The following is a 4,486-nucleotide window of genomic DNA, read 5'->3' as shown; positions in this document are numbered from 1 at the left end:
TCTTTTATTATTTCTTCAAATATTGGTAAAGTATCTTCAGAACCATTAGGTGCATTTTCATATAAAATTGTAACAACATATTTGGGGTTATTTGCAGGATAAAAACCACTAAACCAACCGTGGATTGTATCCTCATCATTATATCTAGCTTGTGAAGAACCAGTTTTACCACCTGCACCTCCTAAAGCTTTTAAATCCATAGATTTAGCAGTACCAGTTTTTACAACCTCTACTAACATTTCTTGTAGTATACTTGCATTTGAAGAAGATATCAATCTTTTATCACTTTCCTTAAAATATTCTTTTATCATCTTTCCATCAATATTAGTTATCCCTTTTATTAAAGTCGTATTTTTGCTAATTCCATCATTAGCTATAGTCATTAATAAATTTGTAATATGAAGAGGAGTTAGTTCTAAATTACCTTGACCTATAGCAATATTACCAATCGCTGCTCCATAAGTCTCTTTATATGTTGGTAATTTTCCCTTAGCTTCTTCTAAAAGACCTATACTTGCTTTATCTTCTAATCCTAATCTTTTAGCTGCATCTAAAATCTTCTGTCCTCCTAATTCTTCTGCAATTTGAATAAATGTACTATTACAAGATTTAGAAAATGCTTCTTTTAGAGATAATAGTCCATGGATACTATTACAATTCATTTTTACTCCGTTTATCTCTTCATAGCCTTTACAAAAAAATTCTTATCTAGTATACTTGGATTATCTTCTAAGGCAGCTAAAAAAACTACTATTTTAAAAACAGATCCAGGAGGATATGTGATTTGAATAGCTTTATTATGTAAAGCCATATCCTTATCAACAAAATAATTTTTTATATTTTTAGGATTAAAATTAGGTCTAGATGCTAAGGCTAGAATTTCTCCTGATTCAACCTCACCAACAATTACTGAACCATTTACTCTGTTTTTATCCATTATTTTTTCAACTATTTTCTGTATATTATAATCAATAGTAAGCTTAACTCCTGCTGGATTTGAAGGGTTTATCTCCTTATTTACATTATAAGAGCCTCCTAAAATTAATTTTCTATCCCTGTCATATTCTACTATAAAAGATTCTTTAGTTTCTATTTTTAAAAATTCATCATAGACCTTTTCTATACCACTTCTTCCTTTATTATCATATTCATTTACATATCCAATAACATGAGATAAAATTCCTTTTTTATTATATCTATTTACCACATCTATTAAAAATGCATCTTTGTTTAATAGTTCTAGCCTTACATCTTTTTTTAGTGGAATTTCTAAAATATTATCCTTTTTATTTTTGATTTCCTCTAATTCATTTAAATCTAAACTAGTATATTTTGATATGTTTTTATATATTGAAGGTTTTTTAAGCATTTCTTTAGTTATTATAAGAGTTTTTGTTTTATTATTATTAGTTAGAGGTGTGAGATTTCTGTCAAATATTATACCTCTGTTAGAGCTTATTGAAATCTTTTTCCCTCTTTGATTTAAGGCATTAGTAGTTAATTCATCACTTTTAAATACTTGCAGATAATATAATCTTAAAGAAAGCAAGATAAATAAGGAAACTATTAAAGAAAAAAAGATAACCATTCTTTTATTTTTAAATATAATTTTAGATTTTTTCATAAAAAACCTCCCCATATATATTGTTAGCATATATATGGGGAGATATTCTTATATATTATTCATTTTTTCAAAGTATAGATTTAATCTTTTGGACTATTAAATCTATAGCTACTTTATTATATCCACCTTCTGGTATATTTATATCAGCATATCTTTTACTAGGTTCTATAAATTGTAAGTGAGCTGGCCTAACAGTTTCCATATATTGAAGTATTACCGAGTCTAAAGTTCTACCTCGTTCTTTTATGTCTCTAAGTATTCTTCTAATAACTCTTACATCTGAATCTGTATCTACAAATATTTTTATATCCAATAAATCTCTAATTTCTTTTTCAAATAAAATTAATATTCCTTCTAATATAATTATCTTTTTAGGTTCAACTATTATTGTTTCTTTTTTTCTATTATGATTTTCAAAATCATATATTGGTTTTTCTATAGATTTCCCAGCTTTTAATCGTTTTAAGTGTTCTACCAATAAATCATTATCAAATGCCGATGGATGATCATAATTGGTTTTTATTCTTTCATTATATGATAGATCACTTTGATCTTTGTAATATGAATCTTGTTCCATTATTACTATATCCTTTTCTGGAACTGTTTTAAATATTTCCTTTGATACGGTAGATTTTCCTGAACCTGTACCTCCAGTAATCCCAATTAAGATAGGTGCGTTCAATATAATCAGTCCTCTTTTCTTTTTCGTATTAAATAATATTTATCTATATCTTCTTTTACTTTTAATGTTATAATCTGCTGTGCATGTGGAGCTACATCTATTTCTTCGCCTTTATCATTCCACATCTTTTCAATAGTCTGAGTAAAATATTCTTTTTTAGGTCCAAATATTTCAATCTCATCCCCCACAAATATCCTATTTCTTTGTTCTATTGTAGCTACTTTAGTAGAAGGTTCATAATCTAATACCATTCCAATAAAATCAAAACCCCTTACATAGGAGCTTGTAGAGTAGACTTGTGCATCTTCAGTTTTCCCAAAATAAAATCCTGTCGTAAAGTCTCTATGGCTTACCTTTTGGAGCTCTTCTAACCATTTTTTATCATATTTATAGTTTTCAGAGTCTTTTAGATACTCATCAAGTGCTATTCTATAAGCCCTTATTACTGTTGATACATAATAAGCACTCTTTGATCTTCCTTCAATTTTAAAACTATTTATGCCTGCCTTTATTAATTCATCCATATATTCAATCATGCAAAGGTCTTTGGAATTAAATATAAAAGTACCTCCGTCGTCCTCTATTATGGGAAAATATTCTCCTGGTCTTTTTTCTTCTACTACATGATATTTATATCTACAAGGCTGTGCACAGTCTCCTCTATTTGCATCTCTATCCGCCATATAGTTGCTCATAAGACATCTCCCTGAATAAGACATGCACATAGAACCATGTACAAAAGCTTCTATTTCCAAGTCTTCAGGAATTCTATTTGTTATGCTTCTAATTTCTTCAAATGAAAGCTCTCTGGCAAGTACTATTCTTCTAACACCTAAACTATACCAAAACATGATTGTTTCATAATTAGTAACACTTGCTTGTGTACTTATATGAATTGGCAGGTCTGGAACTGTTCTTTTAATTACAGAAAACATTCCAGGATCTGATACTATAACAGCATCTACATTTATACTTTTCAAATATTTAACATATTTTTCTAAGCCTTCTAAATCCTCATCATGAGGTACTATATTTAAAGTTATATATACCTTTTTGTCTTTACTATGAGCATATTCTACTCCCTTTTTTATATCTTCAAGGGAAAAATTTTTAGAAGATTTTCTAAGTCCAAATGATTCTCCACCTAAATATACTGCATCAGCACCATAAATAATAGCCATTTTTAATTTATCTAAATCTCCTGCCGGAGCTAATAATTCTATTTTTTTCAAAAAATCACATCTCCTTATATATTAAGGCCAGTCCATCTCCTATAGGAATTATACAAGATGAGTATCCTTCTATTTGGTTTATATATTGCAAAAATTCTCTTAATCTTTTTACTATTGTTTTCTTTCTTCTTACTACTAAATTATCTGTTGCTACCATTCCTTTAAATAATACATTATCGCATATAATCATTCCATTTGAATCTAAAAACTCTAGAGCTTCGTTAAAAAACTCTAAATATTGTCCTTTTGCTGCATCTATAAATATTAAATCATATTTTTCTTTTAGCTTTGGTAAAATTTCTTCCGCTTCTCCTTGCAATATATTTATATTTTTTTTATGCTTTGTATTTAAAATATTTTTAAGGGCAAGTTCTATCATATCAGCTCTTCTTTCAATAGTAGTAATAGAATAATTACCATCTAGTGAGTCAGCAAATATTAAAGAAGAATAACCTATTGCTGTACCTACTTCAAGTATTCGTTTTGGTTTTAATGCTTTTAATTGAACTGATAGAAATTGTGCGACCTCGGGCTCTATTATAGGAACATGGTTTTTTTTAGCATATTCCTCCATAGATTTAAAATTATCATCTTTTTCTGGTAATAGACTTCTTATATACTCTTCTATATATTCATTATTTATATTACTCAAATTTATCATCCTATGCTTAATTTTTTTATTTTGCTTTTTTATGTTCTTCAAAAGTTTTTGTAAATATATGCTCTCCATTTCCACCTTTTTTTAATACATAAAAAAGGTAATCTACATCTGATGGGTTTATGGTGGCTATTAAAGATTCTTTACCTGGAGAAGCTATAGGACCTGGTGGTAATCCCTTATATTTATAAGTATTATAAGGAGATTCAATTTCTAAATCTTTATATAGTAAACGTTCTTTTCTTTCTTTTATTGCATATTGGACTGTAGCATCTACTTGAAGCGGCATA

Annotated in this window: 6 protein-coding genes; all 6 read right to left on the bottom strand. The window is 28.1% G+C overall.

Features of this window, described 5'->3' with window-relative positions; all coding sequences use genetic code 11:
* Positions 1 to 662 (bottom strand): penicillin-binding transpeptidase domain-containing protein (locus ACTHW2_RS06500; RefSeq protein WP_442263161.1); only part of this gene is annotated, 662 nt, incomplete at its 3' end.
* Between the two features lie 11 nt (positions 663 to 673).
* On the bottom strand, positions 674 to 1,624 hold the full coding sequence (locus ACTHW2_RS06495; protein WP_442263160.1) for a penicillin-binding transpeptidase domain-containing protein: 951 nt from the start codon (positions 1,622 to 1,624) through the stop codon (positions 674 to 676).
* Positions 1,625 to 1,691: 67 nt separating this feature from the next.
* Positions 1,692 to 2,306, bottom strand: a complete 615-nt coding sequence (gene udk / locus ACTHW2_RS06490) for a uridine kinase (protein WP_442263159.1) — start codon at positions 2,304 to 2,306, stop codon at positions 1,692 to 1,694.
* Positions 2,307 to 2,311: 5 nt separating this feature from the next.
* Positions 2,312 to 3,538: a peptidase U32 family protein gene (locus ACTHW2_RS06485; RefSeq protein WP_442263158.1), complete on the bottom strand. Its 1,227-nt coding sequence runs from the start codon at positions 3,536 to 3,538 to the stop codon at positions 2,312 to 2,314.
* A 4-nt stretch (positions 3,539 to 3,542) separates the two neighbouring features.
* On the bottom strand, positions 3,543 to 4,190 hold the full coding sequence (locus ACTHW2_RS06480; RefSeq protein ID WP_442263157.1) for an O-methyltransferase: 648 nt from the start codon (positions 4,188 to 4,190) through the stop codon (positions 3,543 to 3,545).
* Between the two features lie 25 nt (positions 4,191 to 4,215).
* On the bottom strand, positions 4,216 to 4,486 hold a 271-nt coding region (gene mltG, locus ACTHW2_RS06475), incomplete at its 5' end, for an endolytic transglycosylase MltG (protein WP_442263156.1).

Origin of the sequence: Tissierella sp. (genome assembly GCF_052089545.1) — a bacterium.
GTDB lineage: Bacteria > Bacillota > Clostridia > Tissierellales > Tissierellaceae > Tissierella_A.
Note: the sequence above shows the minus strand (reverse complement) of the source record. Positions and strands in the feature narration are given on the sequence as shown.